We start from the raw sequence: 12,700 nt of genomic DNA on the forward strand, positions 1-12,700 counted from the left end.
TTATTTTCCTCCGTACAAGCCGTCCAGCACTGTTTGATTCATTTGAAAGGAATGCTTTTGTTCAGGGAAAGCACGATATCTTACATCCTGGACATATCCGTTGATTGCTGTTTCGATTGTTTCGTCAATTCGCGTATACTGCTTTACAAATTTAGGTGTTCTCTCTACACCGTGGCCGATAATATCATGATAAACGAGAACTTGTCCGTCCGCTTTCACACCGGCACCGATTCCGATGACCGGTATGCTTAGCATCTCGGCAATTTTGGCTGTGAGTTCTGCAGGCACACATTCCAGCACAAGCATCATTGCTCCTGCCTCTTCGCATTTTATACTGTCTTCTATTAATTTTTTGGCGCTTTGTTCGTCTTTGCCCTGTACTTTATATCCACCCAATACACCGACTGACTGCGGTGTCAGGCCTAAATGACTGACTACCGGAATGCCCCCAAGCGTCAATGCGCGAATGGATTCAAACACGCCTTCTCCGCCTTCAAGCTTCAGTGCGTCAGCTCTGCTTTCCTGAACGATAGCCGCTGCATTTTTCAGCGTATCCTCCTTGGACAGGTGATAAGACATAAACGGCATATCCGTTACGATAAATGTATTTGGCGCGCCCCTTTTAACGGCTTTTGTATGATGGATCATGTCCGCAACTGTCACGCCGACAGTTGAATCAAGTCCGAGGACGACCATTCCGAGTGAATCACCGACTAAAATCATGTCAACTCCCGCTTGTTCAGCAAGCTTAGCTGCCGGATAATCATAAGCAGTCAGCATCACAATCGGTTCTTCAGTCTGCTTCATTTTTAGAAAATCGAGTTTTGTTTTCATGTTTTCTCCTCCTCATGTTTAGAGGAGATGAGCTGCCGTTTTCTTATACAAGCCAAAAAACCTTCCGTTACACGAGAAGGATTCTTCACTTTCTAAAGTTCGGCGAGTTTCATCCCTCTGTCCCAGTCCTTTTTTGGATCAAGGCAGACTGCTGCAATGTCAATCTATTTTTATAATAGGTGCAGTTCGCAGGCGATACTGCCCAATGGAAGTATACCAAAATCAACGGTCTTGTACCAACACATTAACCTAATTCTATATCGGCAGAATAGATTTTTTTAATGTCTTCCTTCGTTTCTAAAAGAAGAACACCTTCATCATCTATACCTAACGCCTTCCCGTAAAATGTTCCATTTAATGTTCTGGCCCTCATATTAGTGCCGATTCCCAGTGCGTAGCTTTCCCATAAAAGCTTAATCGGCGTAAAACCGTGCGTCATATAATCCCGGTATCGTTTTTCAAAGGAAAGCAAGATATGCTGGATGACACCGGCCCGGTCAATTTTTTCTCCGGCGGCTTGGCTGAGGCTTGTCGCAATGTCCTTCAGGTCATCTGGAAAATCATCCGACTGCTGATTGACGTTAATGCCGATCCCGATGATGACCGAACGTACCCGGTCTTCCTCGGCCTGCATTTCTGTTAAGACGCCGACTGTTTTTTTTCCGTTAATCAAAATATCGTTAGGCCATTTTATATCCGTTTGGATGCCTGCTGCCTCTTCTATTCCCTGCACAACAGCTACTGCAGCAAGTAATGTGAGCTGCGGTGTTTTTTGGAGCGGAATGTCAGGCCGTAAAATCAGGCTCATCCAAATACCGTTTCCCTCTTGGGAATGCCACACCCTTGACATTCGCCCTCTGCCGGCTGTTTGTTTGTCAGCCACCACGAGAGTGCCCTCTGCTGCGTTATTATTTGCAAGCTCATGCGCCGTTTTTTGCGTGCTTGATAGAACGTCATGATAAATAAGGTGCTGGCCCATCACTTCCGTTTTCAGTCCGAAGCGAATTTCACTTTCACTGAGTTTCCCGGGCTTTTTGATGAGACGATATCCTTTTCTCCTAACAGCTTCTACTTCATAGCCCTCTTTCCGAAGCTCTTCAATATGCTTCCACACAGCAGTTCTGGAACAGCCGAGGGCGTCACTGATTTTTTGGCCGGAAATAAATTCATTTCCAGCCTGAGAAAATAATTCAATAAGATCTTTTCTTAATGTTGACCGCATGTCTTCAGCCACTCCTCTATGTGCTTCTTTTGATTGGAGAGCTTTCCCGTCAAAACAGCCTGCTCAATCCGCTGTAATTCTTCCGACACCCATTGTCCGGCAGGCCGGTTTCGCAGCGCAAGCAAATCCTTACCCGTGATATCAAGATCCTTAAGGCTTTTAATCGGCAGGCTTTGATAAGCGTTTTGGATGTCCTTCAATTTTTCTTCATCTAGTTTTTCGTTTTGCCGAAGCTGTGATATTTTGGCCGCTGAAAGAAGTGCTTTTTCCCCAGCCTTGTACATTGAGATAGCGTCAAGGCTCTGGCCAAACGTATAGGCAATGTGAATGGCTTCCTTCATTACTTTTCCCGGAAGCTTCCATGCTTTCAGGAAAAGCGGCGCATCTTTCAAATCTATTTCAAGATCAATTAAAAGCGCAGCCCAAAGCTCCTCACGGGATGTTAAAGAGTAAAACGAAAACTCACTCGCCACAAGCAGGTTCTCTCGTTTATGATAAAAACCAGGCAGTTCTTCGTACAACCCCGTTTGAATGAGTGTTTGAAGCGCCTGGCGGGACGCTCTTCCCTTTAGCAGTTTCTCGAACTCTATTGTTTTTCGTTCAACTGAAACATGGGTTAAGAGTGTTTTTTCCTTCGTGATCGCTTCTTCTGTTTCTAGTGAAAGCGTAAAGCCAAGCTGGCTCATAAAACGTACGGCTCTCAGCATGCGAAGCGCATCCTCTTGAAATCTGTCCTTGGGCCTTCCGACGGTTCGAATCAGCTTCTGATCAATATCTTTCTTGCCGCCAAAATAATCAAGCACTTGACCTTCCGCTGTCATGGCCATCGCGTTAATCGTCAAATCCCTGCGTTTCAAATCCTCTTCTAATGATGTGATAAAGTTCACTTCTGAAGGTCTTCTATAATCCTCATACTCTGATTCAGTCCGGAATGTCGTGACTTCATAGGTTTCATCTTCCCAGAGCACAATAATGGTCCCGTGCTCTTTTCCTACATCAACCGTCCGCTGAAACAGCCGTTCTACTTGATCCGGTGCCGCATCAGTCGCAATATCGACATCTCCGATCGTTCGTTTCATATAGCTGTCTCGAACTGCGCCTCCCACAAAATAAGCCTGGTGGCCCGCTTCAATTAAGGTGCGGAGCACGGGAAGCGCTTTGATAAAAACTTGTTCCATATGATCACTCCGGTTCTGCTAAATCGGCATAAATCTGTTCATACTGGCTGACAATTTTTTGTGAAGAAAAATCATTTTTTAGCATTTCCATTGCCGCCTTTGTAAAACCCTTGCTTAGCTGTTCATCTTCTAAAATACGCATCGCGCAGGCTGTTGCGGCTGCAACGTCGCCGACATCCACCAAAAACCCGCTCACACTGTTTTTAATAACCTCCGGGATACCGCCAGTGTTTGTTCCGATACAAGGCACTCCGCAAGCCATCGCTTCAAGCAGGACAAGTCCGAAGCTTTCTTTTTCGGACAGCAGCAGTTTCAGATCGCTAATAGAATAAAGCTCCTCAACACGGTCTTGATTTCCAAGCATTAAGACTTGGTTTTCCAATCCATATTTTCTGACAAGCTCACAGGCCGTCGACTTCTCCGGGCCGTCCCCGACTAAAAGCAGCTTGGCTTTCGTTTTGCCGGCGATATTCCGGAACACGCGGATGACATCCTGCACGCGTTTGACCTTTCTGAAGTTGGACACATGGATGACGACTTTTTCGTCTGGTAAAATACCATGTTTCTCTTTAATCGCCGCATTGTTTTTCTTCAAATACACGCGCTCATCTATAAAGTTATAAATCGTTTCGATTTTTTTCTCCGGTTTAATTAAATCGTACGTTTCAGCTGCAAGCGCTGAGGAGACAGCAGTCACCCTGTCTGATGCCTCAATGGCAAAACGGATAAGATCTTTTAGAGACGGGTCATAGCCTAGCACCGTAATATCCGTGCCGTGCAAAGTTGTCACAATGCCGATATTGCGTTTCAGCATCTGCTTTGCTAGATAGGCGCAAACCGCATGCGGGAGAGCGTAGTGAGCATGTATAATGTCTAAATTCTCCCGTTCCGCCACCTCAGCAATTTTGCTTGCCAATGCCAAATCATACGGCGGATACTTAAAAACAGCATATTGATTAACCTCAACCTCATGAAAATGAATATTGGGGTGATATGTATTCAGTCTAAACGGGATGCTTGATGTGATAAAATGGATTTCATGTCCTTTTTCAGCAAGCTGCTTCCCCAGTTCTGTCGCAATGATACCTGAGCCTCCGACGCTCGGATAACATGTGATCCCTATTTTTAGTTTTTTCATTGTTCGCCCCCAAGCACATCATGATCGAGCAACAGCATCCGTTTGGAAAAGAAACCCTCGGCATACTCCACACCCGCTTCTTTACCGTAAAGCTTTTCTCTCGCTTCAACGATCTCGATATAGCCATTCGTCAGAGGAGTTGAAACTGAACCCTTTGACGGTATAAACTGGCTTTTGTAGGCATTGAGGCTTTGTTTCTTGGCCTCTATTGTATCCGATATATCAATGACAAAATCAGGCTGATGAAAACCATTTATCATATAGTAGTAAACCTTGCTTATTTTATGCGCGGGAAGGCTCTTTTCATCTTTATATTTATGGATTCCTGCGGAAAAGATTGCTTCTTCCACCAGTGCGGCGGCATTGCCGTGATCCGGATGGCGATCCTTTTTATATGGCATAAAGACTGCTTTTGGCCGACAGGTTCTGATCACACTGACAATCGCCCGAATGGCCTGATCACTCATCATCAGGCCGCGGTCTGGAAGCGTTAGCTGCATTCTTTTTTCTGCGCCTAATATACGGGCTGCTTCAGCTGCTTCTTCTTTACGTAAACTGACCGTTCCGTTTGAAGAGAGTTCCGCCTCGGTCAAATCGCATATCATTACTTTTTTTCCTTGTTTGACAAACTTTGCGATTGTGCCGCCCATTCCGATCTCGACATCATCACTGTGGGCGCCAAAAGCAAGAACGTCAGCATTATACATTCGGCTCTTCTCCCCGAAGAAGATTGCGGAATTCGAAAACACCTTCATCAAGTGTGCGGACTAAAATCTCCGCGGTCCCCATATTTGTGGCGAGCGGAATGGAATACACATCACATAACCGGATTAATGCCGAGACATCCGGTTCATGCGGCTGCGCAGTCAGCGGGTCGCGCAAAAAGATGACTAGATCGAGTGCATTGGCCGCGATCAGTGCCCCAATTTGCTGGTCCCCCCCTAAAGGGCCGGATTGAAAACGTTCAATTTGGAGACCTGTCGCCTCTTGAATTTTCAATCCCGTTGTTCCGGTTGCGTATAGATCGTGCTGCCTCAAAATATTCTGATAGGCAGTCGTGAATTGAACCATGTCCTGTTTTTTCTTGTCATGCGCGATTAAAGCAATTTTCATCATTTATCCCCCTGTCTATTCAATAATATTTTCTAATCCGTACACAAGCTGGTCAATCTTCATGACTTGTTCAACTGACAGTTTGACGCCTGACATGAAAGAAGCGCGATTATAGGAATCGTGGCGGATCTGAAGCGTTTGGCCATCCATGCCGAACATGACTTCCTGATGTGCGATCAGCCCTGGGAGACGGACGCTGTGCAATCGAATACCGTTTTGCTCCGCTCCTCTCGCTCCTGGGAGAATTTCTTTTTCATCGGGATGTCCTTGCTGTTTGCCTTTACGGACTTCTGAAATCATTTCCGCTGTTTTAAGCGCAGTTCCGCTTGGTGCGTCAAGCTTCTGGTCATGGTGAAGCTCAATAATTTCAACATCCTCAAAGTAGTTGGCGGCCATTTTTGAAAATTTCATCATCAGCACCGCACCAAGCGCAAAGTTTGGAGCGATGATGGCTCCGATACCCTTCTCTTCTGTTAGAGACTTTAGCTCGTTTAAATCATCTTCTGAGAAACCGGTTGTTCCGACAACCGGACGAACGCCGTATTCTAATGCAATGTTTGTATGTACTTTCCCAATTTCAGGCGTTGTTAAATCAATTAAGACATCCGGCTGTGTTTCTGTAAAGCAGGCATGGATGTCTGTATAAATCAGAGCATCTGACTCAACAGGCATCACATCTGATAGTTTTTGCTGGTCGTATGTATGATCGATGGCTCCAACAAGGTCAAAATAAGGTGTGCGTTCCGCCAATTTAACAGCTTCCTGCCCCATTCTTCCACGCGGCCCTGCAATGACTACTTTAATTGTTTCGTTTGACATCATGATCTCCTCTACTTTCCTTCTTCTATTCTAGTCCAGCGATCTTTATCTCTCGTATTAAATTTATACATCACTCGGTCGTGGGCTTCCTCTAATGAAATATCAAGTGAGTTGGCTAAACAAACCAACACAAACAGCACGTCGCCCATTTCCTCTTCCATGCTTTTATCATCTTCAGTCGCTTTTTTTGGTTTTTCTCCATAACGATGATTGACTTCTCTGGCAAGCTCGCCCAGTTCTTCAGTCAGCCTTGCCATCATGGCAAGCGGGCTGAAATATCCTTCTTTAAATTGGCCAATGTAACGGTCTACCTCAGCCTGTATGTCTTTCATTGTTTTCTCACTCACTGCACGAAACCTCCTATCATCCTCTTACATGTTAGCTAATTCAGATACGTTTGACAAATGTTTAAGCACGTTTGCTGTTTTCTTTTTCATCCACTATAATATAAACGCTATCCAATGGAAGGAAAAGGGGTTTTGTGTGATGCTTGGAGAAATTAGATTAAAAAACATATTTTTCATTTTAATCGGAGCGGCAATTTTTTCATTCGGCTTGGTTCATTTCAATATGCAGAACAATCTGGCTGAGGGCGGTTTTACAGGTATTACACTTTTACTTTATGCCCTTTTCCATATCAGCCCCTCTATCTCGAACCTGGTTTTGAACATCCCGATCTTTTTTATCGGCTGGCGTTTACTTGGCAGGACTATGTTTGTTTATACCCTTGTTGGCACTGTCGCCTTGTCTTTGTTCCTCAGCATCTTTCAGCGATATGAAATACACATGCCTCTTCAGCATGATTTAGCGCTCGCTGCTTTATTTGCCGGCGTGTTTATCGGAGCCGGATTAGGAATTATATTTAAGTTCGGCGGAACGACAGGCGGAGTTGATATTATCGCCCGTTTGGTCAATAAGTATTTTGGGATTCCGATGGGCAGAACGATGTTTGCTTTCGATGCCTGTGTCATCATTTTGTCTTTGCTTACTTATCTCTCCTATAAAGAAGCGATGTATACCCTGGTGGCTGTATTTGTAGCTGCAAAACTCATTGATTTTATTCAGGAAGGCGGATACACTGCTAAAGGCGCTACGATCATCTCATCGAAAAACGACCGGATTCAGAAAAAGATTCTTGAAGAAATGGAACGAGGCGTCACCATTTTGAAAGGACAGGGTTCCTATACAAAAGAGGATATAGATGTCCTTTATTGTGTGGTGCCGAAAAACGAATTGGTAATGCTGAAAAGTGTGATTAACTCCGTTGATCCTCATGCCTTTGTGGCGGTAAGCGATGTCCACGATGTGCTCGGAGAAGGATTTACGCTTGATGAAAATAAAAATCCGCTTCCCCGCTGACATTTAATTATAAAAAGGCGGCTGCCGCCGCCTCAGATTGTTGACAAAATCCTAAAACGACTTTCGTTTTAGGATTTTGTCATCTTTTCAGCGTGATTGAAAACCTTTGAAGTCTAGGAAGGACGAGCATTGTAGCAGGCTTCCGCAGGATGCGGTGACAGCGGCGTCTGAGCAGGACGCTCTAGCTTTTAGCCGCTGATCTTTTTTTACGCGAGCACCAACGCGCAGGACTGACAACGAATGCGAGGGTTTGCCGACACGCTGAGGCAGCTACCGCCCCTCATGCTTATTTAGGGTAGTCCCGTTTTTTCAGCTTGTTTTTTTCCGCTTTGTACTTTCTGTAGCCGACATAAGTGAGAGCAGTAATAATGATACTGCCGGTTGTGATGATCACCCAGAGCAAAGACGGATCAGCATCATCCTCTTCCACCCTGTCAAATACGTTTTTCAGATCATGCTGAAGAAGGGATAGCCGTTCAAGCTTCGTGCTCTCGGTCATTTGCTGAAATTCCTCTTGCTCAATGACTTCTATATGTTTTCCGACTGTTTCAAGCTGATCCTCTGATACATCGATTGTAAGACTGGGATAAATCAAATCATATAAACTGAGAAATTCATTCCATTTTTCATGAAAGCTCGTGCTTTCATTTTTTTGAACATCCTGCTTCAGTTCAGCAAATGCTTCCATAATTGGTTTTTCCAGTGAGCCCCAAAGCGGAACGGATCGATTCTCAACCGCATCCACCAGCATTCTGAATTGCGCGGCTGCTCTGAGTTTTTGTATATCTGATGTATCAGTCTGCTTTAAGCTCCGTACCATATCGTTATAGCCCAGTGTGATTTGACGGATTTGGGCTCCGGTTAGCATGAGGTCTTGCTGTTTTTTTTCAGCGGATTTTAATGTTTTTTCAAAATAATCCAGGACTTGCAGCGCCTCTTCATATTTCGACTGGCGGGTCATTTGAAAGACTGTATCGGATAAATCATTCAATTCTTCGAGGCTTCCCCGCTCTGCAGCCTTGGCATTTCCATTATAAAAAATAAGAGCAATCAACAAACAGATCGTCAGCTTTCGTTTCATGCAGGTCCCTCCCACTCTCTCTCCTTACAGAATATGAAGAAAGGGACAAGGATAGACCAAGATTGTCTTTACATTAGGTCAAGCTTTGTTTGCTTTTTTGAAACCACTAAAAAGTAAGCCAGCCCGATTGAAAAGATGCTGAGCCAGAATGTTCCGTACCCTATATCTGTCATATAATCAGAAAGCATAGAGTATTGCGGCATCATGTCAAACAAGTAATCAATGACATCGTTATGCAGCGTCCAGACTGCAGCAATTGCAAGATGCCAAAAAGAAAAACGAAAATACGGACTGTACAATACGCCTTGGACCGCCATTGCAAAATGCGAGGCAATCAGCATATAGCCCTCCCACGTCAAGTCACCTGTTACAGCCAGCACAAGAAAATTCATAGCGACCGCCCATAGACCGTACTTTACGAGGGTGACTAGCGCAAGCGCCTCAAAGAGCGGAGCGTTCCGTTTCATGATAAAGGCGAGCAGCACAAACAGAAAGAAAAATGTTGCTGTCGGACTGTCCGGAACAAAAACCAGGAAACGGACCGGTGTCTCCAGAAGCTGCGGCAAGTACCAATAGTACCCGTAAACCGTTCCCAGAAAATTAATGGCTAAGACAAGGATCAGCAGCAGACGCTGTCCTAATACATATTGAAACCATTTCACATCATATCAACTCTCAGTCTGTAAAAAATAAGGTGTCCATATAAAAAAGCTGACGCCGGGTCAGCTTTTGATATTCAAAGTATATCCTTCCATTACACCATTTACAATATGTTATTTTGCGGTTGTTTCCGAAATAAATTTCGCAAGTTCTTCGAGCTGCTTATCATTCCCTTTAAACACACCCGCCGGCATTTGGCCTTTCCCTTCGACAGCGATTTTTTTGATTTCTTCCGGTTTCAGTCCAGTGTCCACTAATGAAGGCCCGGCCGCTCCCCCTTGAAGGTTATCCCCATGGCAAGAAATACAGCCCTGCTCCTTAAAAATCTTATATCCTTCCGCATTGGTGTCAATGTCGGCTTCTTTTGTGATTTTCCCCTGTTCTTCTGCCTTGGCCCAGTCGTGAGTCGCAACTGACTGCCACGTCAAAAATACAGCAGCGGAAATGGCCAGAAGCATCATACCGACAGCAACAGGACGCTTCCAAGGCCTTCTTTCCGTTCCTCTGTCAAGGAACGGCGCCAAAAGCAGGGCGCCAAAAGCGAGCCCCGGCATAATCATGGCGCCGACCACGGTAAAGCTCCCGGCGGCGTATTCATATTTCAACAGCTGGTATAAGAATAGAAAATACCAATCCGGCAGCGGAATATAACCTGTATCAGTCGGGTCCGCCATCCGCTCCAAAGGCGGCTGATGCACAATCGTCAAAACAAGAAAACCGATCAGAAAGACAGCGCCAACCATCCATTCCTTCAACAAGAAATTCGGCCAGAAAGCCTCTGTTTTCCCGGGATACTCCGAATAATCCTTCGGTATATTCGGCTTTTTTTCAGCCGGTATCCTTGAGTCGCCTACAAATTTCATCCCTTTGCCCCGGTGCATGTCATCCCCTCCCTTTTATTCGCAGATCAAGAGTTTAAAGCGGTCCTGAAATCCCCTGCTTTCGGATCATAATAAAATGTGCAGCCATCAGCCCGAACAATGCGGCAGGAAGAAAGAATACATGGATCGCAAAAAACCTAGTCAGCGTTTGGGCGCCTACAATATCCGGGTGCCCCGCAAGGAGTGTTTTGACTTGCGTCCCGATCAAAGGCGTGGCTTCAGCGATCTGCAGCCCGACTTTTGTTGCGAACAGAGCCTTCATGTCCCAAGGCAGCAAGTAGCCTGTAAAGCCAAGCCCGAGCATGACAAAAAAGATCAGCACACCGACAATCCAGTTCAGCTCGCGCGGCTTTTTATACGCCCCTTGGAAAAAGACCCTCAGCGTATGTAAAAACATCATCACAATGACCAGGCTCGCACCCCAGTGGTGCATCCCCCTGACAATCTGGCCGAATGCCACTTCATTTTGCAAATAATATACCGATTCCCAGGCATTTTTAATATCAGGCACATAGTACATCGTTAAAAACATTCCAGATAACACTTGGATAACGGTTACAAAAAACGTCAGTCCCCCAAAGCAATACACAAACGCAGAGAAATGATGGGCGGGATTTACATGTTCCGGTACTTCGTGATCGGCAATATCCCTCCACATCGGTGTAATATCAAGCCGCTCATCTACCCAGTCATAAATTTTGTTCAGCATGTCACCCTTCCCCCTTAGGCTTTGCTTTTCCAAGATACAGGAAGCCGTCTTTTACTTCTTGCTCATAATGATCAAGAGGCGCTAGCGGCGGCGTGCCCGGGACATTGGTGCCGTCCTTTTCATAGAGTCCGTAATGGCATGGACAAAAGAATTTATTCGGATTTTTAGGATCACTATTCCAGTTCACCGTACATCCTAAATGTTTGCAAATTGGCGAAAGCGCTACAATTTCATCCCCATTTTTGAAGACCCAGGCTGATCTTGACTCTTCTGACTCATACCAGGCATCGACTTGATTAATTTTGAAATCAAAGCGCTGCGGCTCTTTTGTCAGCTCATCTACGCTGACAACCTGAACCATATCCTGCTTTCCTGTCGATTTTAATACCGGGTCGAGTGCAAAGCGAACCATAGGCATGAGCATACTAGCCGCCATAAAACCCCCTACGCCTGTAAGCGTATAATTTAAAAATTGACGTCTGGATATATCATGTTTTCCGCCCATCTTTTCTCCCCCCTCTAGGTCACCCCTGCAAACTGACTAAAATAGAAAATATTGCAATAACTCTAGACATCCTCATAATATATGAATCTCTCAGCAAGGTCAATATAACCAAAATATTGTTCATGAGGAAATGTAAGTGTTTTTACAGAGTGCCCCATAACTGTAACAAAACGTTCAAAATTTCAGCAGTGCGTTCATCTAATATTTTTCTTTTTAAAGGATCTTTCAAATGCTCTAACGGAACAGACGGTGTCACAATAATTTCGCCTAATGCATCCTCACTTTTCCAATTTTCGTCAGCCGTGAGCAGAACAACATGCGGAAATTCTTGTATGAGTTCTTCCCGCAAGTCCTGAAGTCCTTGAACGGTTTTTTCATTTCTATCAACATATGTATAAGGGGGCAGTAAATATACCCGTCCCTTTAACTGCCTTTCCAGTTCTTCTGACAAAAGCTGCGTAAATTCGCCTTTCTCGGCCGCCAGTTTGAAATTAGCGCCTACTTTAATGTTAATTAATGGAATGACAGCGGTATCAATGTAATCTTTAGCTTGTAAATAATCCTTGGCATCAGTGATTCTCCATCTCATCGTTCTCTCCTCCTTTACAACAACAAGCCTTGCAATACGCTGCAAGGCTGTTCATATTATGTGAGCTGATTCAATTGGCGCGATAATTGTTCAAACGCTTCTTTATCATGACGATCTAGCGCGTCATCAATATCTTTTAATAATTTTTCTCTTTGGAACGTAGAAATAGCGTGCTCCAGAATTTGTTCAGCCAACCCCTGATCTTTTTTGTTCTCAAACAGATCCTTCGGAATATGCGGGTTGGACTCCAGCACCGCCGCATACTCAGGTGAGCTGTAAGCTGAACGGAAGTTAAGCTGGATAAACAAATCCTGCTGTTTATTTAATCTAATATCATGAAAAGATTTTTCCGCGTCGGTTGTCATGACATTCTCTTTATAGAACCGAAACGGAACTTCTTCAACACAATGTGTTGACATAATAATGCCTCTCGGGCAAAATTCCGCTTGTTCCACAAAATGAACCTTCTCCATGAGAGAATCATGGCTCATTAAGTAGTTCAAGATCCAAACGCACTCTCGGCGCTTTAACTGATAATGGTTTAAAAACCAACGGATAAAATCTTTTTTCTCATTGACAGAAACAGGGGTCTGCATGTAATTCCCTCCTCTA

The 12,700-nt window shown here is 44.7% G+C and carries 16 protein-coding genes; 1 reads left to right on the forward strand and 15 read right to left on the reverse strand.

What is annotated here, in order from left to right; all coding sequences use genetic code 11:
* The 8 genes from panB to V6D41_RS00275 form a co-directional block, all read right to left on the reverse strand.
* Positions 1 to 834, reverse strand: coding sequence for a 3-methyl-2-oxobutanoate hydroxymethyltransferase (gene panB, locus V6D41_RS00240; RefSeq protein WP_333516903.1), 834 nt, complete (start codon positions 832 to 834; stop codon positions 1 to 3).
* A 244-nt stretch (positions 835 to 1,078) separates the two neighbouring features.
* The gene (locus V6D41_RS00245) at positions 1,079 to 2,056 is read right to left on the reverse strand and encodes a biotin--[acetyl-CoA-carboxylase] ligase (RefSeq protein ID WP_148961496.1); all 978 of its coding nucleotides are present in this window, start codon (positions 2,054 to 2,056) and stop codon (positions 1,079 to 1,081) included.
* Complete coding sequence (locus V6D41_RS00250) at positions 2,041 to 3,234, reverse strand: CCA tRNA nucleotidyltransferase (RefSeq protein ID WP_333516904.1); 1,194 nt, start codon at positions 3,232 to 3,234, stop codon at positions 2,041 to 2,043. Before V6D41_RS00250 ends, V6D41_RS00245 begins: the two co-directional genes overlap by 16 nt.
* Positions 3,235 to 3,238: 4 nt before the next feature.
* On the reverse strand, positions 3,239 to 4,372 hold the full coding sequence (gene bshA / locus V6D41_RS00255; protein ID WP_333516905.1) for an N-acetyl-alpha-D-glucosaminyl L-malate synthase BshA: 1,134 nt from the start codon (positions 4,370 to 4,372) through the stop codon (positions 3,239 to 3,241).
* On the reverse strand, positions 4,369 to 5,079 hold the full coding sequence (gene bshB1 / locus V6D41_RS00260) for a bacillithiol biosynthesis deacetylase BshB1 (protein WP_333516906.1): 711 nt from the start codon (positions 5,077 to 5,079) through the stop codon (positions 4,369 to 4,371). The genes bshA and bshB1 overlap by 4 nt, the downstream gene beginning before the upstream one ends.
* Positions 5,072 to 5,485, reverse strand: a complete 414-nt coding sequence (gene mgsA / locus V6D41_RS00265) for a methylglyoxal synthase (RefSeq protein ID WP_333516907.1) — start codon at positions 5,483 to 5,485, stop codon at positions 5,072 to 5,074. Before mgsA ends, bshB1 begins: the two co-directional genes overlap by 8 nt.
* Before the next feature lie 15 nt (positions 5,486 to 5,500).
* Complete coding sequence (gene dapB, locus V6D41_RS00270; RefSeq protein ID WP_333516908.1) at positions 5,501 to 6,304, reverse strand: 4-hydroxy-tetrahydrodipicolinate reductase; 804 nt, start codon at positions 6,302 to 6,304, stop codon at positions 5,501 to 5,503.
* Between the two features lie 11 nt (positions 6,305 to 6,315).
* Positions 6,316 to 6,651: a nucleotide pyrophosphohydrolase gene (locus tag V6D41_RS00275; protein WP_039074303.1), complete on the reverse strand. Its 336-nt coding sequence runs from the start codon at positions 6,649 to 6,651 to the stop codon at positions 6,316 to 6,318.
* A 139-nt stretch (positions 6,652 to 6,790) separates the two neighbouring features.
* Between V6D41_RS00275 and V6D41_RS00280 the strand changes: the two genes are divergently transcribed.
* On the forward strand, positions 6,791 to 7,663 hold the full coding sequence (locus tag V6D41_RS00280; RefSeq protein ID WP_087990521.1) for a YitT family protein: 873 nt from the start codon (positions 6,791 to 6,793) through the stop codon (positions 7,661 to 7,663).
* A gap of 286 nt (positions 7,664 to 7,949) precedes the next feature.
* Here the strand turns inward: V6D41_RS00280 and ypjB are convergent, their stop codons facing one another.
* From ypjB to V6D41_RS00315, 7 genes are all read right to left on the reverse strand, one after another.
* Positions 7,950 to 8,744, reverse strand: a complete 795-nt coding sequence (gene ypjB, locus V6D41_RS00285; RefSeq protein ID WP_333516909.1) for a sporulation protein YpjB — start codon at positions 8,742 to 8,744, stop codon at positions 7,950 to 7,952.
* 68 nt (positions 8,745 to 8,812) lie between these two features.
* A complete protein-coding gene (locus V6D41_RS00290; RefSeq protein ID WP_333516910.1) occupies positions 8,813 to 9,406 on the reverse strand; it encodes a DUF1405 domain-containing protein in 594 nt (197 codons plus the stop codon).
* 111 nt (positions 9,407 to 9,517) lie between these two features.
* Positions 9,518 to 10,285: a menaquinol-cytochrome c reductase cytochrome b/c subunit gene (locus tag V6D41_RS00295; RefSeq protein ID WP_087990523.1), complete on the reverse strand. Its 768-nt coding sequence runs from the start codon at positions 10,283 to 10,285 to the stop codon at positions 9,518 to 9,520.
* Positions 10,286 to 10,319: 34 nt separating this feature from the next.
* A complete protein-coding gene (qcrB, locus tag V6D41_RS00300; RefSeq protein ID WP_003225560.1) occupies positions 10,320 to 10,994 on the reverse strand; it encodes a menaquinol-cytochrome c reductase cytochrome b subunit in 675 nt (224 codons plus the stop codon).
* Position 10,995: 1 nt separating this feature from the next.
* Positions 10,996 to 11,499, reverse strand: coding sequence for a ubiquinol-cytochrome c reductase iron-sulfur subunit (locus V6D41_RS00305; protein WP_003230627.1), 504 nt, complete (start codon positions 11,497 to 11,499; stop codon positions 10,996 to 10,998).
* A 142-nt stretch (positions 11,500 to 11,641) separates the two neighbouring features.
* The gene (locus tag V6D41_RS00310) at positions 11,642 to 12,088 is read right to left on the reverse strand and encodes a YpiF family protein (RefSeq protein ID WP_333516911.1); all 447 of its coding nucleotides are present in this window, start codon (positions 12,086 to 12,088) and stop codon (positions 11,642 to 11,644) included.
* Between the two features lie 56 nt (positions 12,089 to 12,144).
* Positions 12,145 to 12,684 carry a ReoY family proteolytic degradation factor gene (locus V6D41_RS00315; RefSeq protein WP_003225551.1) on the reverse strand — a complete coding sequence of 180 codons (540 nt, stop codon included), beginning with the start codon at positions 12,682 to 12,684 and terminating at the stop codon, positions 12,145 to 12,147.
* Positions 12,685 to 12,700: the final 16 nt, after the last annotated feature.

The organism is Bacillus sp. 0102A, assembly GCF_036765155.1.
Lineage (GTDB): Bacteria > Bacillota > Bacilli > Bacillales > Bacillaceae > Bacillus > Bacillus subtilis_G.